We start from the raw sequence: 19,418 nt of genomic DNA, 5'->3' as shown, positions 1-19,418 counted from the left end.
TCTTATGTACCCAATAATATAGGCAATGTTACGACTGTTTACATCCCTTTGGATGCTAAATTCCCGCAAAGATTGGCAAATTCGATCATGAATTGAAAGACAGGACAACTCAGGCGCGAGCTTACGGTACAAGCCGCGTCTCTGATGCAACGCCGCGGTTCGGTTTGTCATGAAACTGAGGTAAAACTGTTATCATCGCGCAACAAACCCGGTTCATCCCACTTGCGTCCAAGTGAGAGAGGATAGCAACCGATGTCTTTGCGCATTGCATGCCTAACCTCTGCCCTTGCCCTGACCGCCGGTCAGGCTGCGGCAGAGATGAATTTTAACCGAATTGCGTCATTTCCCGTTGTGAAAAACATGGCCGAAGGGGCGGATACCACCCGCGAAACCTCGCCCGAGATCATTGCCGCCACTGCCGATGGCATGACGCTGGTCTACACTGATAGCCCACTGGGTGTGATCGGGATGGTCGATATCACCGACCCCGCGAACCCGGCGCCATTGGGTGCGATGGAGGTGGGCGGTGAGCCGACATCCGTTGGGATAGTTGGTGCGACAGCTTTTGTGGGTGTGAACACATCCGAGAGCTACACTGCCCCGTCGGGCAAGTTGATCTCGGTCGACATCGCGGGCAAGGCCGAAACCGGTGCGTGTGATCTGGGTGGTCAGCCGGACAGCGTCGCAATCGCGCCTGATGGCAAGTTTGTTGCCGTTGCGATCGAAAACGAGCGTGACGAAGACCTGAATGACGGCATCATCCCTCAACTGCCCGCCGGGTCGCTGGCGCTGGTGCCGCTGAAAGACGGTGCTCTGGATTGCGCGGGCATGAAAATGGCCTCGCTGACTGGTCTGGCAGAGGTCGCACCCACCGACCCCGAGCCGGAATTCGTTGACATCAACAGCCTTGGCGAAACCGTCATAACCTTGCAGGAGAACAACCACATCGCGGTTGTCGACAAAGATGGCAAAGTGGTCAGCCATTTCTCGGCCGGCAGCGTGGATCTGGAAGGCATCGACGCCACCGACGAACGCGGCGCGCTGATCTTCACCGAAAGCCAACCAGGCCGCCTGCGCGAACCTGATGCCGTGAAATGGATTGACGACAACCATTTCGCCACTGCCAACGAGGGTGACTACGAAGGCGGCTCGCGTGGCTGGACCATCTTCCACAAGGACGGCACCGTTGTTTACGAGAACGGCACCGAATTCGAGAAAGCCATCATCCAGATCGGCCACTATCCCGACAAACGGTCCGACAGCAAGGGCGTAGAGCCGGAAAGCGTGACAGCAGCCACTTTCGGCGGCACACCGATGATCTTTGTAGGGGCCGAGCGTGCCTCGGTCGTGGGTGTCTATGACGCTACCGATCCGGCGAACCCAGTGCTGAAACAGCTGCTGCCTTCGGGGGTTGGACCGGAAGGTTATGTGGCGATCCCGGAGCGCAACCTGCTGATCTCGGCCAACGAAAAAGACCTGATCGAAGATGGTGGCCCACGTGCGCATGTCAGCATCTTCGAATATCAGGACGCCCCCGCCAGCTATCCACATCTGACCTCGGAAGGCGCGGATGAACTGATCGGATGGGGTGCTCTGTCAGGTCTGGTCGCTGATGAGGACGGCATGATCTATGCGGTCAATGACAGCTTCTACGGCTTCCAGCCGTCGATCTTCAAGATCGACCCCAGTCAGCAGCCCGCACGCATCGTGGACGTGATCCGCATCCACCGTCAGGACGGCAACCCGGCGCAAAAGCTGGATCTGGAAGGCATCACGCTGGACGGTGAGGGCGGATTCTACGTCGCCTCCGAAGGCCGCACCGACCGCGTTATCCCGCACGCGATCTATCACGTCAGCGCCGATGGCCTGATCAAGGACCGCAAGGGTGAGATTGGCCTGCCGCCAGAACTCATGGCAGTTGAGAAGCGGTTTGGCTTTGAAGGTATCACCAAGGTTGGAGACACCCTTTGGATGGCCGTGCAGCGCGAATGGAAGGACGACCCTGAGAACCACGTGAAACTGGTTTCTTACAATCTCGATACCAAGAAATGGGGTGCCGTACATTATCCCAAGGCGAATCCGGAAACCGGCTGGGTTGGACTATCGGAAATCGTGGCCTTCGGGGATCATGTCTATGTCATCGAACGCGACAACCAGCATGACCATCGCGCTGTGACCAAAAAGGTCTACCGCATTCCGCTGTCTGAGATGGTACCTGCCCCGCTGGGCGGCGCGCTGCCCGTGGTCAGCAAGCAAGAGGTCCGCGACCTGCTGCCCGACCTGACCTCAACTGGCGGTTACGTTCTGGACAAGATCGAATGCCTGGCCATTCTGCCCTCGGGCGAGGCATTTGTAATGACCGACAATGACGGCGTCGACGACGCCTCGGGCGAGACGATGTTCTGGTCCATCGGGTCAGTGACAGCTGGAAACTAAGCTCGACCCCATCAACAAGAGGCCCCGCGCAAGTGCTGCGTGGGGCTTTTTGTGTCTGGTGCTACGATAGCTCAGTAATTCGAATACCGGAAGTTCACCACTTCATCGTTCTGTATCGCGCAATGCGCCTTGATATAGCTGCGCGCATCGGTGCTATCGCTTGAGCGGGCGACCTCAAGATCGATCAGGTCAATACCATCCGCATTGGTCGTGTAAGACAGCGTGCGCTCGAAATCCACGGCGTAATACCCCTGATTGGACATCGCTGTATGGGTGCGGTGCATACAAAGACCCACCGCATTTTCCTCGGGCGAGAGGTGGGGGTGCTTTTGATAATGCGAGCCATGGTGATGATGGTGCTTCGCGATCGAGGCCCCCAGAACACCAAGCGCGACGCCAGCAATCAGCGCGCCCGCATCGTCTGCTTTCGCAGGCGTGGTGTTTACCGAAGTAATAGCAATTACAGTACAAAAGAGTCCGGCAGAGACAAGTTTCGAGCACATTGGTCACGGTTTCCTTCTGGCCTATCGATGAACAGGCCCTCCAAGGACCTTTGCCCGAAAAAGACTAACGTGACCGTTGCGCCCATTGCCAGATTTTTTGTGGGAGGTGCTTGCTTTGGGCGGCGCTAAAACACTTCGCCCCGCGTCTGGAGGAACGCGGGGCGTGTGAAGCGATAATCCAGAGAGGAGGAGATTATCGCAAAATGGTTAACAGCCTCAGTTCACGGCTTTGGCGTCAACCACGTCCTTTTCGATGGCATTGGCCGAAGAAATCTCGATCCGGCGCGGTTTCAGCGCTTCGGGCACTTCACGCTTGAGATCAATGTTCAGCATGCCGTTTTCATGGCTCGCGCCGGTGACACGAACGTGATCCGCCAGCGCAAAGCGGCGTTCGAACGCGCGGGTGGCGATGCCACGGTGCAGATAGCTGCGGTCTTTGTCCTCGGCGGCTTTCTTGCCTGCGACGACAAGAGAATTCTCTTTCACTTCAACCGTCAGGTCGGCCTCGGAAAACCCGGCAACAGCAACCGAGATGCGATAGGTATCAGCATCGGTCTTTTCGATGTTGTACGGGGGATAGCTGGGCTGAGCCACATCATTGGTCAGCACCCGGTCCATCATGTCTGCGATCTGGTCGAAACCGATGGTTGCGCGGTGAAGTGGTGCAAAATCAAACGTACGCATGTCATATCCTCATCATTGAGCGATTTACGAATTTGCCCTCCGGTATGGACGGGCAGTGTTGCAATCCGGACCCCAGCTTTGGCGATCCGGTAAAACTCAGATGGGAAGTAATTGAAGCCGGTTCAAGACCCGCCGGCGCTTAGGAACTTTGCCCCTGAACTGGACTTGGCCGACCCGGGCTGCAATCTGCGGATCGTCGCTGTGGGTCTGGGCGCGTCACGGCGCAAAATCGCTTTCAGATCCGAGACGATATCCGCAAGCTCCATCCCATACCCGATTTTGCGCCGCCCATCTGACGCACCAGCAGACACGACTGACAAGATTTGCCAACGCGGGCCCTTTTTCGCCAGAATAGCAGAGCCCGACGACCCGAAAGTGATGTCGCAATCAAAGCTGATCAGACCCTGCCCACGCTGAAGAATGCGGCAAGAGCGCTGGCGCATGATCGCGTCGGCCCTGCCCTGCCCATACGAGGCAACGCTGATCTCACTGTCACTGATACGACCACTGTGAAGGGCGAACGGATCCGCTATCGAATAAGGAATCGGCTCTTCTAGCCGCATTAGAGCCACATCAATTCGAACACGCGGGGCCGAAACAGGCGCGTTGGCGACAAAATCGGGATGAGTCGCAATCTGGATAACTTTGCGCTCGGCCAGAGCCTCACCATCACTCAGCCCGGCGCGGAATGTGACCTCGCCCGGGGCATAGGGCTTTCCGGTGGCTTTGCTCACAGCACAATGCGCGGCTGTAAGAACGATATCCCGCGCGATCAATGTACCGGTGCAAAAGCCCCGATTACCAATGTCCAGACGCCCAACCGCCTCCCATCCGTAAAGATCATCGCGATCTGTCAGGCGCCGTTTGTTGCTGGTTTGGGCCTGCGATTCCGTAGCAAGAATTGAAAATAGCAATACAATGCTGAGAAATAGTCTGGTCATGGTTTAATGAATTTAGCTCCGAGGTTTTTGGTGTTGTTGTCCAATGACGCATTCATGCCCCGACCTTGCGAAAGCTCGGCCTGCAACAACTCCAATGATTCATCCAAGGCAGTGCCCAGCGCGACGCGTTGGCCTTGTAATTCAGCCTTTGCCGCGACGACCGACACAATGCGGGGCCGTTCGCCCGCAAACGAAAAGATCGGTGCACCCGAGGCCCCAAAATCGACGTTGCAGGACATGACCAGAATTCCGGCCTGCCGCCCGATGACGGAGCAGACCTCTTGAAGTGATGGCGCTTCGGCGCGGTCATGGGCATATGAGACGACGCCAACCTCTTCGCCCCGGGCGGGGCGGCGTCCGGTTTCAAACGGAATTACAGATGTATTGCGGATTGGCTGCCAGAGCTCGATCAGCGCAATATCGTGGCGTACCCGCGTGGCGGATGAATTGCCCCCGTACACATATTCGGGATGAACAACCGTGCGCCGCGCCGGACGATAGGCCGAGGCCCGCCCCAGACGCCAACCGGCTAGAAACTCGATCCGCGCCGGATTGATGCGCTCTTTCGTGGCCTTGTCGAACAGACAATGCGCCGCGGTCAAAACCAGCGTGGGCGAGATCAGTGAACCGGTGCAAAACCCGGTGCCGTCGATATCCAGACGACCAACCGCCATCCACTCGCGCCCGGCATCGGTGGTCTCAAGGCGTTTCAGCCCGGTATCTTGCGCTTGGCCCGACAAAGGGAACAAGCCTAATACAATAGCCGTGATCCAGTTGCGCACACAGGTCTCCGGTCATGGGGTCTGACCAAGACTCGTATGCTGTGGGTGGGGCGAAAATAGGGCAAATGGGATCTGCGCAATATTCTCATCAATCTGATGCACGCATGTCGCGATTTGCTAGCGCAATTGGGGTATGCCGCTGGCAACAGCGCGCAGTGCGCGCGGCTCAGGACCACCCGTAGCCCAGTCCAACAGTTCGACCGTGTGGACAACCGGAGTATCGGTTCCGGATCCGATCTGCATCATGCACCCGATGTTGCCCGCCGCGATCACATGAGGATTTCTGGCCTCAAGCGTGCGCACCTTGCGCCGCTTTAGCTGACCGGAAATCTCGGGCTGCATCAGATTGTAGGTGCCCGCGCTTCCGCAACATAAATGGCTATCAGCAGGCTCTAACACAGTAAAACCCGCAGCTTTTAGCAGGTTTTTGGGATGTACCGTCACCTTCTGTCCGTGCTGAAGCGAGCAGGCTGCGTGGTAGGCGACGACTAGTTCTTTCTTCTCAGCGAAAGGCATATCCAACTGCACCAACAGCTCGCTGATATCCAATGCTATGGCCGATACCCGCTCGGCATCCGAAGCCAACGGCTCGTTGCGGAACATATGCCCATAGTCTTTGACGGTGGTTCCGCAGCCCGAAGTGTTGATGACGATTGCGTCCAAGCCATCACCATCCATTTCACGCGTCCAGGCCCGGATATTTTCCGCGGCAGAAGCATGGCTTTCGTTGGTTTTGCCCATGTGATGGGTCAATGCCCCACAACAACCGGCCCCTTCGGCCACAACGACCTCGCATCCCAATCGAGTCAACAGTCGAATCGTGGCGTTGTTGATTTCGGTGTTAAGCGCCTTTTGCGCACAGCCCGTCATTAGCGCCACGCGTTTAATCTTGGCCCCTTTCGGCGCGAAGCTCTGCGGGTCATCGTTGCGGCTGACGGGTGGAATATGCCTTGGCGCCATATCCAACATCGCCTTCAGCCGTGCATCCGGCATCAGAAACCGAAACGGACGGCCCAGCTTTGCGCCAATTAACGCCCATCGAAAGCGCATGGGATAAGGTAGAATTTTGGCCAATATCCAACGCAGCGCCCGGTCCGAGAACGGGCGTTTATGTTTGTCTTCGATATACTCCCGCGCGTGATCCACGAGATGCATATAATGCACACCCGAAGGGCATGTGGTCATACAGGCAAGGCAAGACAGGCAGCGGTCGATGTGCCTGACGGTCTTTTCGTCCGGAACACGTTCATTCTCCAACATGTCCTTGATCAAATAGATGCGCCCTCGGGGGCTATCCAACTCATCGCCCAGCACCTGATATGTCGGGCAGGTTGCAGTGCAAAATCCGCAGTGAACACAATTCCGGAGTATCTCATTCGACCGCTGAATCGCGGGGTCCTGCAACTGTTTCTCGGTAAATTTCGTCTGCATCGCTTACCCCATCAGCCCTGGATTGAACACGCTTCGTGGGTCAAATTTTTGACGAATTGCCTTTGCTAGAGCCTGTACTTGCTTGATGTCGGGCTGGAAACGCCCCAATGCGCTGAACGTTTCAGCCTCTGCACGTACCAGCGTAGCATGTCCGCCAAAGTGACCCAGTCGCGCGCGCAGATCGGTGCCCTTGGGTACCAGAGCCCAGATCAATCCACCGCCCCAGTCAAAGAGCGTTCGATCCGCGTGGATCCGTTCAGCTATACCCGGCGCATCGCCAGGTTTCATCGAAACACGCCATACATCGCCTTCCAGATTCTGAAATCCACGTACATCGCGAAGATTGGCCCAACAGGTCTCTGAGTCCTCCAACTCGGTGCATTCGCACCCAAGGGTTTCGCGCAATCGGCCTGTCCGATAGGCAACCGAGTCGGCGAATCCCTCGATCCGCAGCAATACCTGGGAAACCTGCGGATCATACGCCGCGCCGCTCACTTCGAAGGGGGATTTCAGAGCAGCAGACATAAGGCCAACTGCGGTTTCCGCATCGGGGGCCCTAACCGCCAAAGTGGTCTCGGTTTCAGGCTTGGGCAGTACTTTCAACGAAACCTCAGACAACACGCCCAATGTGCCCCAGGATCCGGCCATCAGCTTGACCAGATCGTATCCGGTGACATTTTTCATCACCCGACCGCCATTCTTGATCACCTGCCCCAGCCCATCGACATAGCGAACGCCCAGCAGGAAATCTCTGCACGCTCCAGCTTGAATTCTGCGCGGCCCCGAAATGTTGGCCGCAACAACGCCGCCAATCGTCGGCTCACCTGAGGTGCCCAGTAACCCGCGATGATCCATAGGCTCGAACGCCAATTGCTGGCCCTCGGCTTCCAGCGCTGCCTCGATCTCGGCGACAGAGGTTCCGGCATGCGCGACCAGGGTCAAAGCGCCCGGCTCATACAATGTTATTCCACTAAGACCCGATACGTTCAGTACGGCCTCAGGCCCATCCACACCGCGTGTGCTGCCACCGGTGACGCGCACGGGGCCGTTTAGCCCTGCGACGATCTCTGCAAGTTCAGCCTCAGTTTTCGGTTTCATATACTTCATCTTTTCAAAAATACTCAGGAGTAAGGAGTCGATCCCGCTTACTCAGCCGCCATCCGGCGCGCGGCAGATGTCTCAAGCGGGAACACCTTAGCCGGGTTCAGCAGCCAGTTCGGATCGAACACATCTTTCACCGCCATCTGTGCCTCGAGATCCTCAGGCGCATATTGGTGGGTCATCAGATCACGCTTTTCGATGCCCACGCCATGCTCACCGGTCAGGCAGCCCCCAGCATCGACACAAAGCTTCAAGATATCCGCGCCAAACGCCTCACATTTCTCAAGATCACCAGGCTTATTGGCATCAAACAGGATCAAGGGATGCATATTCCCGTCACCAGCGTGGAACACATTGCCAACGGGCAGACCATAGTCTTTGCTCAGCTCCCCAATCCGGCGCAGGACGAAAGGCAGCGATGAGACCGGGATCGTCCCGTCCAAGCACATATAATCGTTGATCTGACCCATTGCGCCAAAGGCCGATTTCCGCCCCAGCCAGATACGCGCGCTTTCGTCAGCTGATTGGCTTTCGCGCAGCTCAACCGGATTATGTCGCTTGGCGATCTCGATGATCTTTGTCAGCTGACTGTCGATTTCAGCGTCCGATCCTTCAACCTCGACGATCAACAATGCCTCACAATCGGGATAGCCCGCATGGGCGAAATTCTCGCAAGCCCGGATGCACAGTCGGTCCATAAACTCGATCGCGACGGGTAAAATGCCCGATTTGATAATGTCAGAGACACATTGGCCTGCCACTTCATTGTCGTCAAAGCCCATCAGCACGGGCCGCGCCCCTTCGGGTTTGCGCAGGATGCGCAACGTCGCTTCGGTTACGATACCCAGCTGTCCTTCGGACCCGCAGATAACACCCAACAGATCTAATCCGCCTGAATCCAGATAAGCGCCGCCAATTTCAACTACGCTGCCATCCATCATGACCATGGTCACTCCCATCAGATTGTTGGTCGTCACCCCGTATTTAAGACAATGTGCCCCGCCCGAATTCATCGCGATATTCCCGGCAATGGCGCAGGCAAGCTGAGACGAGGGGTCGGGGGCGTAAAAGAAATCCTCTTCTTCGACGGCGCCGGTCACACTCAAATTAGTTCGGCCGGATTGCACCTTGATGAACCGATTGTCGTAATCGACTTCCAGCACTTCATTCATCCGTGCAACGCCGAGAATAACACAATCTGCAGTCGGCAGCGCGCCACCCGCCAATGACGTGCCCGCCCCGCGCGGCACGACCGGCACACCTAGTTCATGGCAAATGCGCAAAACATCGGAAACCTGTTGCGTGGTCGAAGGCAATACTGCCAGCATCGGTGGGCATTTATAGGCGGTAAGCGCATCGCATTCATAGGCCCGGGTCTCGGCCTCGTCATGGATCACAGCATCCTTTGGCAGCACCTGCTGTAGCCGCGTGACCAATGCTTGCTTACGCGCCAAGACATCCGGATTTGGTATCGGCATTTCCATCGCTGATCTCCCATCTGGTAAAATTATATTACCAATTATATCGGCTGGCAAGTTTCTGAATCCAACAATAGTGTCGCGCTATGACTTGGATCGACCGCGCATTGCTGTTTTCTCCACTAGACTATGCAGCTGTTTTGCTGCTGTTCGCCGCCTGGCTTGGGATTGGGTGGAAGATCGAGAATCCGTCCCCTCAGAAACCGTCTGTCTCATTGATGATGGATGATTATCGCAAGGCCTGGATGCGCGAAATGGTTACCCGCCAGCCGCGTGTTTTTGATGCACAAGTGATCTCGGCCATGCGTCAGGGCAGTACGTTCTTTGCATCAACAATCATGATTGCAATTGGTGGCGGTCTGGCGCTGCTTGGCAATACTGAACGCCTTGCCGGTGTTGCCGAAGATCTTGCGATTGGACGCGCGCCAGCGATGGTGTGGGAAGTCAAGATACTAGTTATTCTTCTTTTTCTGTCGAACGCGTTTCTGAAATTTGTTTGGTCTCATCGCCTATTTGGATACTGCGCCATCCTGATGGCCGCCGTCCCAAACGATCCCGATCATCCACAGGCCTATGCCCGTGCCGCTCAGGCAGCCGATATCTGCATCACGGCGGCACGCAGTTTTAATCGTGCCTTACGGGCCACCTACTTTGCGTTGGCTTCTATTGCCTGGATATTGGGGCCAGCAGCGTTGATACTGAGCTCTGTAGTCACATTCGGCGTACTCTATCGGCGCGAATTTGCCTCGCAGTCGCGAACCGTCATGATGACAGCACCACCAAACACAGAGTCGTGATCGCAATGCAGCGCCCGAGCGCATAGTTTAGCTCCATGCGCTATCTGATTCTCAGCACCCTACTGGCCAGCCCCGCTTTTGCCGACCCTCCGACGATCGAACAGGTCTCGGCGCGCTCAAGCGGAGATACCTGGCGGTTCGACGTCACGATTCGTCATCCTGATACAGGATGGGATGACTATGCCGATGGCTGGCGGGTGCTGGACATGCAGGGTAACGAATTGGGGATGCGTGTGCTGCATCACCCTCATGTCAATGAGCAGCCCTTTACCCGGTCACTGGGCGGTGTAGTTATCCCTGACGGGACCACGCAGGTGCAAATTCAGGCCCGCGACAATGTCGGGGGCTGGAGCGAAGACACGACCGTGGTCGATCTGAACTAACGCTCAGAACACCCCAAGGCTGAGACCGGCCGCCAGGGCAGCACCGATCTCGCGGCAGGTTTCAAGTTGCTGCTGTGGTATGGTCTTTTTGGCCAGGATAGCTGCGGGCGTTTGCGCATGCGTGCAGATGATCAGTGGCGGTTGTACCTCTTTCAGACGCCACCCCGTTGCGATTCGTGCCATCTGGCGCGCGGCATTTTCGCCATCTGATCCGGCGCATATCATCTGCGCGTAGGGGCGCCCTTCGATTCGACCAAGCACCGGATAATAGCAGCGGTCGAAAAATTCTTTCATCAGACCAGAAATCGCCGCCAGATTTTCGGGCGCGCAAAAGATATAACCGTCAGCCGCCAACATATCCTCAGGTTCGGCCTGATCGGCGGTTTTTAGAATTGTATCAGCCTCATCGCGCGCGGCCGCGGCGGCAGCCTCGGCCATCTGGCGCGCGCCGCCCGTACGGGAATGATAAACGATCAAAAGCTGCGCCATGTCAGACCCGGTGATAAGGGCCGCCCGACAGGATCGTTGCGGCCCGATACAGTTGCTCGGCCAGCATCACACGGACCAACATATGAGGCCAGACCATCGATCCGAATGAGATGGAAAAATCGGCCTCAGCCCGCAGATTAGGGTCTATTCCGTCCGCTCCACCGATGATCAACGCCAAATCCTGACGTCCTGCATCACGCCACCCACCCAGTTTTTTCGCAAAATCAGGAGACGACATGACCCGCCCGCGCTCGTCCAGCGTGCAGATCACAGCGCCTTTGGGCAGCGCCTTACGCAACAGCGCGGCTTCTGCCCCCATGCCAGCGTTTTTCTTATCCTCGACCTCGATCACCCGTGCCAGACCAAGGCCCAAGCTTCGGCCGGTCCGGTCAAATCGGGTCAGGTAATCATCAAGCAGGGACTTCTCCGGTCCGGCACGCAATCGCCCGACCGCAACTATGCTGATACGCATATTTCTCTCGCCTCCGGCCTGTTAATGCAGACCGGGATGGCGCCTCAATTCGCCGAGGCGCTGCCGCCCTGAGGCAGCCACATCTTTTCCAGCTGATAGAACTCACGCACTTCGGGGCGGAAGATATGAACGACCACGTCGCCCGTATCGATCAGCACCCAGTCGCCGGCATCTTTGCCTTCGACCTTCGAGGTGAAACCGAATTCCTGCTTGATGCGATCCGTCAGCTTTTCCGCCATGGCCGAAACCTGTCGAGTCGACCGGCCCGAGGCAATCACCATGTGATCCGCAACAGAAGACTTACCTTGCAGGTTGATCTGCACGACGTCTTCGGCCTTGTCATCAGAAAGTGAGGAAAGGATACGCTCAAGCAGCTTATCGCTGATTGACTGAGAGTGGGCCATTACACTGGCCCCATCATCGGCGGGCAAACCCGCCTGTGTATGTAGAGACAGGACATAGTCCTCCTTTGCTGCGCGCCGCCAAACCCCGGCGCCGGGGTACTAATAAGGTAACAAGGGGATTGCAACATTTCAATGAAAGGGCTGGTTTGCGCTGTGACATCCCCTCACTCTTTGGCGAGCTGTTGCGCCTCTGCGTCGTCGGGCAGCAGGCGCACTTCGCGCTGCGGGAAGGGCAACGAGATATCTTCGGCCTGAAACGCGTCCCATAACGCAAGGTAGACATTGCCCCGGATATTGGTCAGCCCCTTGGTCGGATCACTGATCCAGAACCGCAGAACATAGTCTACGCTGCTGTCGCCAAAACCGGTGATGTGACAAACCGGTTCATGCTTGCCGCCGCTTAACACCCGTTTGACCAACTTAACTGACCGGATCGCCGTTGCGCGCACCTTGTGCGGGTCGTCACTGTAGCTGGTTCCAAATTCCAGATCCAACCGAACGAACTTATCCGAGTGTGACCAGTTCACCACCTGATTGGTGATTAAATCCTCGTTCGGGATCAGGTATTCACGCCCGTCGCGGGTAACGACCGAGACATATCGCGCGCCCAGCGCATTGATCCAGCCGAACGTGTCGCCCAGCGAGATCACATCGCCCGGTTTGATCGACCGATCCATCAGGATGATGATGCCTGATATGAGATTCGAGACCACTTTCTGCAGTCCGAACCCGATCCCCACACCGATTGCACCAGACAACAGCGCAATCCCCGTCAGGTCAAAGCCAAGCGTCCGGATCGCGGCCATGAACACCGCACCATAAAGCAGCACCTGAATGCCCTTGGCCAGCAGCACCTGCATCGAAGGTGTGATGTCATCATTGCCCTTCAATCCGCGCTCGGCCGCGCGGGTCCCGATCCGTGCAAGTGTCAGCAGGACGCCGATCAGCAGAACAGCCTTGATGATCCCCAAGGCCGAGATATGCAGATCGCCGATCGAGATCGCCACACCGTCAAGGAATTCGGCCACGTCATCCGTCAATCCCAGCGCAATCAGCGTTGCATAGACCCACATCGACCACTTGAAGATCTGCCGCAGTGTCCGGTTGCGCACCAACCGTGAGACCAGCGCGATCGCCAGCCAGGCCAGCGCAAGCGTTGCAAAAACACCGATGATATAGCTGCGCGAAGGCCATGTTGTCTGCTGCATGACCCAATAGAGCCCCCAGGACAGCAAGACGAAGTAAACCAGTGTTAGACGCCGCATGAACTGAATTAGAATGCGCAATCGCCATTTCGGCCAACCGGTGCGGGCACGGGCCCATGCATCCCATCGCTTTTGCGTCAAAAGCTTCAGCAGAAACGCCAGCGCCCACAAAAACAGGATGATCACCAACTGATATTGGCGCCATCCGGGTGTGACGATCAGCTCGATCAGGGTCGCAAACTGTGCTGAAAAGGCTGCCGTCATGTTGGCATAAAGCTCGGACAGCGTTTCCGGTAGCAGATCCTGGTTCATGCCTGCCAGCTTGGCCATCCACGTGAAGGGATGCAAGCCCGCAGCCGGATTGCACCTTGATTGACAGCAAACCCCGATATATCTGAGGCGCATGAGACTCAATGTGGCCCAAGAACAGAATCTGGAAGACCGCGCACGCTTGCGTGAACGGTTCTTTGGGGCCGCCCGCACGGTTCTGGCCTGCCTATCCGCGGCCTAAGCCACCTCGCCAGCTATTTCTCATTACATACGGGGAGAGGACCGATGTCCCCCAAAACACTCTATGACAAAATCTGGGATGCCCATGTCGCGCATGAAGCCGATGATGGCACCTGCCTGCTTTATATCGACCGCCATCTGGTGCACGAAGTCACCAGCCCGCAAGCGTTCGAAGGCCTGCGTATGGCGGGTCGCAAGGTGCGCGCACCGGAAAAGACCATCGCCGTTCCGGACCACAACGTGCCGACGACGCCTGACCGTGTAAACGGGATCGAGAACCCGGAGAGCCGTATTCAGGTCGAAGCGCTGGACAAGAATGCCAAGGATTTCGGCATTCACTACTATCCTGTGCATGACGTGCGTCAGGGCATCGTGCACATCGTCGGCCCCGAACAGGGCTGGACCCTCCCTGGCATGACCGTTGTTTGCGGCGACAGCCACACCGCCACCCACGGCGCGTTTGGTGCGCTGGCGCATGGTATAGGCACGTCTGAGGTTGAGCACGTTCTGGCCACGCAGACCCTGATCCAGAAGAAATCCAAAAACATGAAGGTGGAGATCACCGGCAATTTGCAGCCGGGCGTGACCGCCAAGGACATCACTCTGGCCGTTATCGGCGAGACCGGTACTGCTGGTGGCACAGGCTATGTCATCGAATATTGCGGCGAAGCGATCCGGGAACTTTCGATGGAAGGCCGCATGACCGTCTGCAACATGGCGATCGAAGGTGGCGCGCGCGCTGGTTTGATCGCACCGGATGAGACCACGTTCGAGTATGTCAAAGGCCGGCCCCATGCGCCGAAAGGTGCCCAGTGGGAAGCCGCGATGGACTGGTGGAAGACGCTTTACACCGACGAAGGCGCACATTTTGACAAGGTCGTGACCCTGCGCGGCGAAGATATCGCTCCGGTCGTGACCTGGGGCACCAGCCCCGAGGACGTTCTGCCGATCACTGCATCCGTGCCGCATCCCGAGGATTTTGAAGGCGGCAAGGTCGATGCGGCCCGCCGCTCGATCGAGTACATGGGTCTGGAAGCCGGTCAAAAGCTGAGCGATGTGGAAATCGACACCGTCTTTATCGGGTCCTGCACCAACGGCCGGATCGAAGACCTGCGTGCTGCGGCGGAAATCCTGAAGGGCAAGAAGATCAAGGACGGCATGCGCGCCATGGTCGTGCCCGGCTCAGGCCTTGTTCGCGCTCAGGCCGAAGAAGAAGGTCTGGCCGAGATCTTTAAGGATGCCGGGTTCGAATGGCGCCTGGCAGGATGCTCAATGTGTCTGGCGATGAACCCGGATCAACTGCAGCCGGGCGAGCGATGTGCCGCGACCTCGAACCGCAACTTCGAAGGTCGACAGGGTCGGGGCGGACGCACCCACCTGCTAAGCCCGGCGATGGCTGCCGCAGCGGCAATCACAGGACGGCTGACAGACGTGCGTGAATTGATGTAAGAGTCTCTCATATATAGATATTTGATGGAGAGACTAACATGAGTGATTGGGTCAAATGGCTGCTGCTGGGACTTTTGTCCATAGCATTCGGGGTGTTCGTACTGGGCGCTCCGGTCGTGGCATCCGTTGCCGTGACGGTAGTGACCGGCGTGTTGCTGTTGATCGCGGGCGGATTGCAGATCGTTGGTGGCTTCACGGTTGAAGGCACCGGCAACAAGATTCTGTCACTCATTATGGGTGCGGTCATGGTGTTTCTGGGCTGGTCTTTTCTGGGCCATCCGCTGCAGGGCACACTGACACTTGCGACTGTTGTGCTGATCCTGTTCATGGCAGGTGGCATCGCGCGGATCATCCTGTCGTTCCAGATGAAAGGAACACAGTTTTTCTGGCCCACGATGATCTCGGGCATCTTGTCGATCATCCTGGCAGGCATCATTTGGAGCTATGTCGGGCAGGAACCTCAGGCGCTGCTGAGCATTCTGGGGATCTTCCTTGGCGTTGAGATGCTGTTCAACGGGTTCGGATTGGTCTTCATGGCGTTCTTCGTCAAGAACGCACCCAAGGACGAAACAACAGAAGCGAAAGAAGCTTAAACGCGGGAAACGGGCGCGGCCCTCTCTCGCAGGAGTGTAGACATGGAAAAGTTCGAAAAAGTCCACGGGGTGGCCGCCCCAATGCCGCTGATTAATATCGACACCGATATGATCATCCCCAAGGTGCACCTGAAAACCATCAAGCGGTCCGGCCTTGGCGTCGTTCTGTTTGATGAGATGCGTTATCACGACCATGGCGGCGAGAACGAGGAATTCGTTCTGAACAAACCCGCCTATCGTCAGACCGAGATTCTGGTGGCTGGCGACAACTTCGGCTGCGGCTCGTCGCGCGAACATGCGCCTTGGGCGATCAAGGATTTCGGCATCAAGGTCGTGATCTCGACCAGCTTCGCAGACATCTTTTTCAACAACTGCTTCAAAAACGGCATCCTGCCCATCGTAGTCGAAGAAGAGCATCATGCGATTCTGATGGATGACGCGCATAAGGGTGAGAACGCCCGCATGACTGTACATCTGGAAGATCAGACGATCACGACATCGGACGGTGTCGAGATCAGCTTTGATATCGACCCGCACCGCAAGCACTGCTTGCTGAACGGTCTGGACGATATCGGACTGACAATGGAAAAAGACCATCACATCGACAAATTCGAGGATCACGCCAGTCAGGCCCGCCCCTGGGTATGATTCTGGGGGCGAATCTGTTGATACTCAACCTGACGGGGTCGCCGAGGCGGCCCCGTTCGCGTTCTTGGGGTTGAGAATTACTAAACCACTACATCTAGGTATCATTTTGAGATACACGTCGGATTTGCGTCCTAAATGATGCAATCCCGCACCAGTTGCGCCATCATTTTGCCCGAAATCTCGTGTTTTCTGCACTCCGACTTGAGCGAAATACCGCTTGTCAGCCATGTTGACCTCTAAGAGGTAGCCGAAGGCGAACGAGCGGTAAGAGCAAGTTGGACGAAAGGTCGGCACAGAATCGACTAGTCCGGTTTGAAAAAGGGTTCGGATTGTGATTGCACGCACTACGGGGGCGGCGATACGTGGATTGCTTGTAGCACTTATGGTGCTAACACCTGCGTTGTACCTGCCTTCATCGACGTCAAATGGGACTGAGATTGTCGTCTTTCTGGCGATCCTTGCGTTCATCCTAACCTTCTCAGAATACAACTCGGCCTTTCCCAGCTTTATTGAATTTCGTGACGCGCCCCCTGTGAACCGGCTGCGCTTTGTTGGCCTGATGTCGATGATCACTTTTCTGACATTGATCTGCAAAAACGCCTATGCCCCCTCGGAACTGACGGGCCTGGCTTATTCAGTTGGCCTGAAGATCGCGAATGTGGTGGATTTCCCCTATTCCCCTGTTCGCCTCGTGGTTTTAATGCTGCCTGCCGATGCCAGCCAATCCCTTGTGGAATTGGTACGCGTATCAGCCAGCACTGCATACATTGCTGCGCTCGTTACGATCGCCAGCTTCGCCTATACGGTGAAGTTTCGAGGATGGCCAACGGGCAACGGGGCCTTCAATGTTTGGACAAATCTACCCCTGTTTGATCCGACCAAAGGCGGCGATGTCGTCACGCGCCTGCAACGCGACGGGCGTTTGAACATTGCGATTGGGGCATTGTTGCCTTTCCTGATTCCCGCTCTGATCAAGCTGACAGCGGCATTTATCACCCCGATTGCGCTCAGCAATCCGCAGACAATGATCTGGACGCTTTGCGCGTGGGCCTTCCTGCCTGCCAGTATGATCATGCGCGGCATGGCGACACTGCGCATTGCCAGCCTGATCGTCGAAAAGCGTCGCGCCTACTCAACGTCCGAGTCCACTCAAGTCGCATGATCCGCGCCTTGGCCCTGCTGTTGCTGCCGTTTGCGGCGCAGGCAGAGACTCTGCGTGTTGCAAGCTATAACACCGAGCTCAGCCGCGATGGCCCCGGGCTGTTGTTGCGTGACATCGGGCGCGAAGATTCGCAAGTTGTCGCGGTGATTGAGGTGCTGCGGGCAACACGCCCTGATATTGTTGCCCTACAAGGAATCGATTGGGATTCCGATGGGCATACCCTGACGGCTCTGTCAGATGCGATGAAAGACGTGGGGGTGGTCTACGCCTACAGCTTCACCGAACAACCCAATTCTGGGTTCGAAACCACATTGGATTTGGATGGAGATGGTGAGACCGGAGGCCCGGGTGATGCACAAGGCTGGGGCCGGTTTACAGGTCAGAACGGTTTGGCGGTGCTGTCTCGCTATCCCATCGTGAAAGATGAGGTCCTTTCCTATACAGAACTGCTATGGCGCGATCTGCCCGGGTCTCAGTTACCGGTTGTCGATGGAATGCCATTCCCCTCTGATCAGGCGCAGTCCATCCAAAGACTGTCTTCAACAGCGCATTGGGTCGTTCCTATTGAGGCCCCAGGTGGTCGTCTAGATCTGATGACCTTCCACGCCAGCCCCCCAGTCTTTGATGGGACGGAAGACCGGAATGGGCTGCGCAACAAGGATGAAATTCGGCTCTGGTCACTTTTGCTGAACGGCGACTTGGGTTCCAAACCCACTGGTCGCTTCATCATTGCAGGCGACGCCAATCTGGACCCAAACAGGGGAGAGGGTCGCAAGGCCGCAATCACAGGCCTTCTGTCCGACCCTCTAATCCAGGATCCCCTACCTGTTGATCCAACCGGGTCCACCACAACCGTGTTCTGGAAAGGCGTTGGTGAGATGAGAGTGGATTACGTATTGCCGTCATCCGATTGGCAAGTGCAAAACGCAGGCATTTATTGGCCTGATACCGCTGAGCGCGAAGTGGCTGCAAGCGCAAGCCGCCACCGGCTTGTTTGGGTCGATCTACTCGACAGATAGAACTGAGACTGATCGGCGAGCATTCATGACTGCAAAGCCGCCCCTTGTTGTTCTTGGTGCGCATCAGCAGAGCGATCAGGGATCGCCGTTTTCAGCGCCTCAATCAGGTCGGTCTGCGCAAATTCTGGTAAGAGCTGATCAAAGAATTGCCCATCCAGCCGGTGCGGCGTATTCCACAGATACTTCATCTCGATCAAGTGAGGTGCCAAGCGCCAGAATGGTCGGGCCAGATTCAAAGGCCACCACGCCATCTGTCTGAGCACCACCTCCTGTCCAACTAACTGCGACAATGCTTGCACCATTTCATTGCCGGTCAGAGTGTACCCGGCAAAGGGAATGTCACAGAAGCGTGGCAGTTCATCGCGCATTTCAGCCAGTGCAACGGCAGCGCGTGTCAGGTCGGGCAGATAGGCCCAAGCATGCGGAATATCAGGATTCCCGGGGTACACAAAGCGACCGCGCTGCAAGTGCTTGATCAATATCTGATCGAACCAGTTTCCCGAAGCCTCGGTGTCAATGAAATCACCCGCTCGCAGAACAATGGTTCGTACGGATGAGGCGCGATACGCCTCTTCCATTTCGACCCGAATGCGCCCCAGAGGGTTCTGTGCTAGATGCGGCGTATCGGTCGACCATGGGCCGGGCGTGTCCGCGCCAAATACATAAACATTCCCTGGTACAATCACCGTGAGGTCATATTCTGAGGCGACTTCGATCACCTGACGATGCAGTCCTGGCACCTGTTTTGCCCAATCGGGATACGGTGGGTTCCAGGCATTTACAATAACATCTGCTCCTCGCGCCGCCGTCTGTAAATGCTCGTTACGGCGATCAAACCGGCGCACGACCCAACCAGCGCTGGAAAAGGCTTGGGCAGCATTGCGACCAAATCGGCCGTTAGCCCCGAGAATAAGTGCTGTCTGTGGCATCT

At 56.7% G+C, this 19,418-nt stretch carries 21 protein-coding genes; 9 read left to right on the top strand and 12 right to left on the bottom strand.

Annotated elements, in window-relative coordinates:
• Window positions 1-252 precede the first annotated feature (252 nt).
• Window positions 253-2,436 (top strand): esterase-like activity of phytase family protein, encoded by a 2,184-nt coding sequence (locus ACR0NN_RS10185; RefSeq protein WP_170725359.1) that lies wholly within the window; start codon window positions 253-255, stop codon window positions 2,434-2,436.
• 71 nt (window positions 2,437-2,507) lie between these two features.
• On the opposite strand, the gene ACR0NN_RS10180 is transcribed toward ACR0NN_RS10185, so the two are convergent.
• From ACR0NN_RS10180 to ACR0NN_RS10150, 7 genes are all read right to left on the bottom strand, one after another.
• Window positions 2,508-2,939 (bottom strand): hypothetical protein, encoded by a 432-nt coding sequence (locus ACR0NN_RS10180; RefSeq protein WP_170725360.1) that lies wholly within the window; start codon window positions 2,937-2,939, stop codon window positions 2,508-2,510.
• Between the two features lie 216 nt (window positions 2,940-3,155).
• On the bottom strand, window positions 3,156-3,623 hold the full coding sequence (locus tag ACR0NN_RS10175) for an Hsp20 family protein (protein WP_170685048.1): 468 nt from the start codon (window positions 3,621-3,623) through the stop codon (window positions 3,156-3,158).
• Between the two features lie 122 nt (window positions 3,624-3,745).
• On the bottom strand, window positions 3,746-4,564 hold the full coding sequence (locus ACR0NN_RS10170) for a trypsin-like serine protease (protein ID WP_170725361.1): 819 nt from the start codon (window positions 4,562-4,564) through the stop codon (window positions 3,746-3,748).
• Window positions 4,561-5,346: a trypsin-like serine protease gene (locus ACR0NN_RS10165; protein WP_170725362.1), complete on the bottom strand. Its 786-nt coding sequence runs from the start codon at window positions 5,344-5,346 to the stop codon at window positions 4,561-4,563. The genes ACR0NN_RS10170 and ACR0NN_RS10165 overlap by 4 nt, the downstream gene beginning before the upstream one ends.
• Before the next feature lie 117 nt (window positions 5,347-5,463).
• Complete coding sequence (gene glcF / locus ACR0NN_RS10160; protein ID WP_170725363.1) at window positions 5,464-6,777, bottom strand: glycolate oxidase subunit GlcF; 1,314 nt, start codon at window positions 6,775-6,777, stop codon at window positions 5,464-5,466.
• 3 nt (window positions 6,778-6,780) lie between these two features.
• A complete protein-coding gene (locus ACR0NN_RS10155) occupies window positions 6,781-7,875 on the bottom strand; it encodes an FAD-binding protein (protein ID WP_170725364.1) in 1,095 nt (364 codons plus the stop codon).
• A gap of 47 nt (window positions 7,876-7,922) precedes the next feature.
• Entirely contained in the window at window positions 7,923-9,362 is a 1,440-nt protein-coding gene (locus tag ACR0NN_RS10150) for an FAD-linked oxidase C-terminal domain-containing protein (RefSeq protein ID WP_170725365.1), read from the bottom strand.
• An 80-nt stretch (window positions 9,363-9,442) separates the two neighbouring features.
• Here ACR0NN_RS10150 and ACR0NN_RS10145 point away from each other — a divergent pair, with 80 nt between their 5' ends.
• A complete protein-coding gene (locus ACR0NN_RS10145) occupies window positions 9,443-10,153 on the top strand; it encodes a DUF599 domain-containing protein (protein WP_170725366.1) in 711 nt (236 codons plus the stop codon).
• Window positions 10,154-10,188: 35 nt separating this feature from the next.
• Window positions 10,189-10,536, top strand: a complete 348-nt coding sequence (locus ACR0NN_RS10140; protein ID WP_170725367.1) for a hypothetical protein — start codon at window positions 10,189-10,191, stop codon at window positions 10,534-10,536.
• Between the two features lie 3 nt (window positions 10,537-10,539).
• On the opposite strand, the gene ACR0NN_RS10135 is transcribed toward ACR0NN_RS10140, so the two are convergent.
• From ACR0NN_RS10135 to ACR0NN_RS10120, 4 genes are all read right to left on the bottom strand, one after another.
• On the bottom strand, window positions 10,540-11,025 hold the full coding sequence (locus ACR0NN_RS10135) for an NAD(P)H-dependent oxidoreductase (protein ID WP_170725368.1): 486 nt from the start codon (window positions 11,023-11,025) through the stop codon (window positions 10,540-10,542).
• Between the two features lies 1 nt (window position 11,026).
• Complete coding sequence (gene rlmH / locus ACR0NN_RS10130) at window positions 11,027-11,497, bottom strand: 23S rRNA (pseudouridine(1915)-N(3))-methyltransferase RlmH (RefSeq protein WP_170725369.1); 471 nt, start codon at window positions 11,495-11,497, stop codon at window positions 11,027-11,029.
• Window positions 11,498-11,541: 44 nt separating this feature from the next.
• A complete protein-coding gene (rsfS, locus tag ACR0NN_RS10125) occupies window positions 11,542-11,901 on the bottom strand; it encodes a ribosome silencing factor (RefSeq protein WP_039541351.1) in 360 nt (119 codons plus the stop codon).
• A 164-nt stretch (window positions 11,902-12,065) separates the two neighbouring features.
• Window positions 12,066-13,418: a mechanosensitive ion channel family protein gene (locus ACR0NN_RS10120; protein WP_480684586.1), complete on the bottom strand. Its 1,353-nt coding sequence runs from the start codon at window positions 13,416-13,418 to the stop codon at window positions 12,066-12,068.
• A 91-nt stretch (window positions 13,419-13,509) separates the two neighbouring features.
• Between ACR0NN_RS10120 and ACR0NN_RS10115 the strand changes: the two genes are divergently transcribed.
• The 6 genes from ACR0NN_RS10115 to ACR0NN_RS10090 all read left to right on the top strand — a co-directional run bounded on the left by ACR0NN_RS10115 (window position 13,510) and on the right by ACR0NN_RS10090 (window position 18,487).
• Window positions 13,510-13,617, top strand: coding sequence for an isopropylmalate isomerase (locus tag ACR0NN_RS10115; protein WP_170725371.1), 108 nt, complete (start codon window positions 13,510-13,512; stop codon window positions 13,615-13,617).
• A 44-nt stretch (window positions 13,618-13,661) separates the two neighbouring features.
• Window positions 13,662-15,065 carry a 3-isopropylmalate dehydratase large subunit gene (gene leuC, locus ACR0NN_RS10110; RefSeq protein WP_170725372.1) on the top strand — a complete coding sequence of 468 codons (1,404 nt, stop codon included), beginning with the start codon at window positions 13,662-13,664 and terminating at the stop codon, window positions 15,063-15,065.
• A 38-nt stretch (window positions 15,066-15,103) separates the two neighbouring features.
• Window positions 15,104-15,658: a DUF308 domain-containing protein gene (locus ACR0NN_RS10105; RefSeq protein WP_170725373.1), complete on the top strand. Its 555-nt coding sequence runs from the start codon at window positions 15,104-15,106 to the stop codon at window positions 15,656-15,658.
• A 42-nt stretch (window positions 15,659-15,700) separates the two neighbouring features.
• Window positions 15,701-16,306 (top strand): 3-isopropylmalate dehydratase small subunit, encoded by a 606-nt coding sequence (leuD, locus tag ACR0NN_RS10100; protein ID WP_170725374.1) that lies wholly within the window; start codon window positions 15,701-15,703, stop codon window positions 16,304-16,306.
• Window positions 16,307-16,637: 331 nt separating this feature from the next.
• Entirely contained in the window at window positions 16,638-17,468 is an 831-nt protein-coding gene (locus tag ACR0NN_RS10095; protein WP_480684583.1) for a hypothetical protein, read from the top strand.
• Complete coding sequence (locus ACR0NN_RS10090) at window positions 17,465-18,487, top strand: endonuclease/exonuclease/phosphatase family protein (protein ID WP_170725376.1); 1,023 nt, start codon at window positions 17,465-17,467, stop codon at window positions 18,485-18,487. The genes ACR0NN_RS10095 and ACR0NN_RS10090 overlap by 4 nt, the downstream gene beginning before the upstream one ends.
• A 23-nt stretch (window positions 18,488-18,510) precedes the next feature.
• Here the strand turns inward: ACR0NN_RS10090 and ACR0NN_RS10085 are convergent, their stop codons facing one another.
• Window positions 18,511-19,416: a Rossmann-fold NAD(P)-binding domain-containing protein gene (locus ACR0NN_RS10085; protein WP_170725377.1), complete on the bottom strand. Its 906-nt coding sequence runs from the start codon at window positions 19,414-19,416 to the stop codon at window positions 18,511-18,513.
• Window positions 19,417-19,418 lie beyond the last annotated feature (2 nt).

Source organism: Ruegeria sp. BA2, from assembly GCF_056539605.1.
Note: the sequence above shows the minus strand (reverse complement) of the source record. Positions and strands in the feature narration are given on the sequence as shown.

What these genes read in the sequence shown, in the direction of transcription:
- ACR0NN_RS10185 (WP_170725359.1), top strand. Translation starts at nt 253, where the DNA reads ATGTCTTTGCGCATTGCATGCCTAACCTCTGCCCTTGCCCTGACCGCC.
- rlmH (WP_170725369.1), bottom strand. Translation starts at nt 11,497, where the DNA reads ATGCGTATCAGCATAGTTGCGGTCGGGCGATTGCGTGCCGGACCGGAG.
- ACR0NN_RS10180 (WP_170725360.1), bottom strand. Translation starts at nt 2,939, where the DNA reads ATGTGCTCGAAACTTGTCTCTGCCGGACTCTTTTGTACTGTAATTGCT.
- ACR0NN_RS10140 (WP_170725367.1), top strand. Translation starts at nt 10,189, where the DNA reads ATGCGCTATCTGATTCTCAGCACCCTACTGGCCAGCCCCGCTTTTGCC.
- leuD (WP_170725374.1), top strand. Translation starts at nt 15,701, where the DNA reads ATGGAAAAGTTCGAAAAAGTCCACGGGGTGGCCGCCCCAATGCCGCTG.
- ACR0NN_RS10120 (WP_480684586.1), bottom strand. Translation starts at nt 13,418, where the DNA reads ATGAACCAGGATCTGCTACCGGAAACGCTGTCCGAGCTTTATGCCAAC.
- glcF (WP_170725363.1), bottom strand. Translation starts at nt 6,777, where the DNA reads ATGCAGACGAAATTTACCGAGAAACAGTTGCAGGACCCCGCGATTCAG.
- rsfS (WP_039541351.1), bottom strand. Translation starts at nt 11,901, where the DNA reads ATGGCCCACTCTCAGTCAATCAGCGATAAGCTGCTTGAGCGTATCCTT.
- ACR0NN_RS10115 (WP_170725371.1), top strand. Translation starts at nt 13,510, where the DNA reads ATGAGACTCAATGTGGCCCAAGAACAGAATCTGGAAGACCGCGCACGC.
- ACR0NN_RS10150 (WP_170725365.1), bottom strand. Translation starts at nt 9,362, where the DNA reads ATGGAAATGCCGATACCAAATCCGGATGTCTTGGCGCGTAAGCAAGCA.
- ACR0NN_RS10105 (WP_170725373.1), top strand. Translation starts at nt 15,104, where the DNA reads ATGAGTGATTGGGTCAAATGGCTGCTGCTGGGACTTTTGTCCATAGCA.
- ACR0NN_RS10145 (WP_170725366.1), top strand. Translation starts at nt 9,443, where the DNA reads ATGACTTGGATCGACCGCGCATTGCTGTTTTCTCCACTAGACTATGCA.
- leuC (WP_170725372.1), top strand. Translation starts at nt 13,662, where the DNA reads ATGTCCCCCAAAACACTCTATGACAAAATCTGGGATGCCCATGTCGCG.
- ACR0NN_RS10085 (WP_170725377.1), bottom strand. Translation starts at nt 19,416, where the DNA reads ATGCCACAGACAGCACTTATTCTCGGGGCTAACGGCCGATTTGGTCGC.
- ACR0NN_RS10170 (WP_170725361.1), bottom strand. Translation starts at nt 4,564, where the DNA reads ATGACCAGACTATTTCTCAGCATTGTATTGCTATTTTCAATTCTTGCT.
- ACR0NN_RS10135 (WP_170725368.1), bottom strand. Translation starts at nt 11,025, where the DNA reads ATGGCGCAGCTTTTGATCGTTTATCATTCCCGTACGGGCGGCGCGCGC.
- ACR0NN_RS10090 (WP_170725376.1), top strand. Translation starts at nt 17,465, where the DNA reads ATGATCCGCGCCTTGGCCCTGCTGTTGCTGCCGTTTGCGGCGCAGGCA.
- ACR0NN_RS10155 (WP_170725364.1), bottom strand. Translation starts at nt 7,875, where the DNA reads ATGAAACCGAAAACTGAGGCTGAACTTGCAGAGATCGTCGCAGGGCTA.
- ACR0NN_RS10175 (WP_170685048.1), bottom strand. Translation starts at nt 3,623, where the DNA reads ATGCGTACGTTTGATTTTGCACCACTTCACCGCGCAACCATCGGTTTC.